Source organism: Candidatus Enterococcus murrayae (genome assembly GCF_017315985.1).
GTDB lineage: Bacteria > Bacillota > Bacilli > Lactobacillales > Enterococcaceae > Enterococcus_A > Enterococcus_A murrayae.
The window spans coordinates 1-1,718 of the sequence record NZ_JAFLVR010000058.1; the positions used below are offsets into that span (position 1 = coordinate 1).

Annotated in this window: 1 protein-coding gene; it reads right to left on the reverse strand. The window is 41.2% G+C overall.

All coding sequences use genetic code 11. The features are described 5' to 3' along the window. Nucleotides 1–84 precede the first annotated feature (84 nt). Nucleotides 85–1,644 carry an IS66 family transposase gene (tnpC, locus tag JZO85_RS19160; RefSeq protein WP_242550446.1) on the reverse strand — a complete coding sequence of 520 codons (1,560 nt, stop codon included), beginning with the start codon at nucleotides 1,642–1,644 and terminating at the stop codon, nucleotides 85–87. Between the last annotated feature and the right edge of the window lie 74 nt (nucleotides 1,645–1,718).

Sequence of the window (1,718 nt, forward strand, 5' to 3'; positions counted from 1 at the left end):
GTAAGCGTCATATACCAAGGTGTATTTAAAAGCCCAGCGTCCATCCTATAAAATAGGGAGGACGCTGGGCTTCTCTAAAGTTTGCTAATAGCTTGCGCGACAATACGCTTGAACTGTTTGATTCCACGGTAAATAAGCTGCTAGCGCAGTTTTTGTTAGACTTGGCAGATTGGGGATTTGTTCGAATAAGTAAACAAGGTATTTTCTCGGATCTAATCCATTTTCTACCGCTGTGCGTAGAATACTCAGAATGATCCCCGACGCTTGCGCGCCTTTCTCACTTTTCGAGAATAACCAATTTTTACGCCCAATCACGAGCTCTTTCACTGCTCGTTCTGCTCGATTATTGGTCGTTTCCAATCGACCATCCGTCAAAAAAGTACACAAGCCTTCCTTGTACTTTAGTAGGTAACCAACGGCTTCCCCCAGTTTTGATCGTGGCAGAATATGGAGATTCGCTGCCCAAGAAAAGAATTCATCAACGATTGGCTTTATCCATTGCTCTCGCTGTTTTTGACGTTCTACTGGGGAAAGATGCCGCATTTTTTTCTCTTCTTTGAAGAGCAGATCGCAATAGCGTTCCCCCATTAAAGCCGTGCTATATTTCTGCGGCTGTGAACCAATTGCTTCGTGAAACTTTCGCCGAACATGCGCCCAGCAGTAGACGTTCTTTACCTGAGATATTTTTCCGTACGCCGAATACGCATCACTGTGAAGATAACCAGTGAAACGATCTAAGAACTTTTGCGGTAGTTCGTGCTTACGTGACAGCTCGTGTTGATAGAGAACAATGGGATGTGTTTCTGATTTTCCAGAGGTGTACAACCAGTAGTAGGTCGTAGCCTTTGGAACATCTAAAACAGTATACGTTGTTTCATCCGCATGAAGCACCTCTTGTTTTTGCAATGTTTCTTTTAACAGTTGATAGACTGGCTCCAAGACGTAATCTGTCGCCAAGAGATGCCAATTCGTGATCTTTTGGCGATCCAATGGAAAACCAAAGGTTTTCCATTCGTTCTCTTGCCGATAGGCAGGAACTTTCTTTACATACTTTTCAATGATTGTTTGTGCAACCATCGTTGGGCTGCCGAAACTATTATTGAGCAACGGTTTTGGCACGCGTGCCTTTTTAATTGGAGTACTTCCCGATTTCTTTTCACAAGCACAACACTTATAAGCATGTTGATGAACTAATTTCTTTTCAATATGAGCAGGAATAAATAGAGGTTCTTCGCGAACGATCGTTGATCCAATCTCTGTTAACTGACTCCCACAAGCATCACAAAGACAGTCTTCCCCTTCTAAACAATAGTGAAGATGTTTAGAAGGCAAATGAGCGAGTGATAACGCCTTTTTGCCAGATGATTTTTTCCGACGAAAGCTCCTTACCTTGATTGATTCCTGGCTTTCTTGACCAGTCTGCTCTGGTTCTTTAAAAGGGTCTGAATCGAATAAATTTGTTTGTCCTTCGACAGAAGGGGTGTTTTCTTTTTTTCGGCCGTACATTTGTCGTTGCAGCACAAATAGTTGTTCTTGAAGGTAGTGATTTTGTTCAAGAACAAGCTGAAATTGTTCGGTTAACTCTTTATTCTTCTGTTCCAATTTTTTGTTATTCAAAAGAAGCTGATTTTCCTTTTTAGCCAATCATCTGCACCTCCTAAATATAATTATATCTGTTATTATTATACCATTTATCCATACAAAAAAATAGTAGAAAC